Here is a 331-nt window from a genome sequence, read left to right as displayed (position 1 = left end):
TGCTCAAAGCGCTGCCAGTCTGCGTGCGCATCATCTGGCGGCAGGGCGATCAGCCCATGGCGGCGCAGCAAATCAGTGACCGTACTGGGGGCTGGCACCTGCTCATGGCCCAGGTCCTTCAGCCGCCGGCAGATCTTGCGCGCGCCCCAGGCGGGGTGTTGCCTGCGCAGTTCCAGCACGAGCGACTGCAAGGCTGCAGGGGTCTGACGGGGGCTGTGCAGCGGGCGGCGTGAGCGCTCGGTGAAAGCTGCTTCGGCCTCAGCAGCAAACCGCTTGAGCAGCGCGTAGCCCGCCTTGGGGGAAATACCAAACCGACGACACAACTCGCGCC

1 protein-coding gene is annotated in these 331 nt (G+C 67.1%); it reads right to left on the bottom strand.

The features are described from left to right. On the bottom strand, positions 1 to 331 hold a 331-nt coding region (locus tag AvAM_RS22680; RefSeq protein WP_137749178.1), incomplete at both ends, for a helix-turn-helix domain-containing protein.

Source organism: Acidovorax sp. NB1 (assembly GCF_005405905.1).
GTDB lineage: Bacteria > Pseudomonadota > Gammaproteobacteria > Burkholderiales > Burkholderiaceae_C > Acidovorax.
Note: the sequence above shows the minus strand (reverse complement) of the source record. Positions and strands in the feature narration are given on the sequence as shown.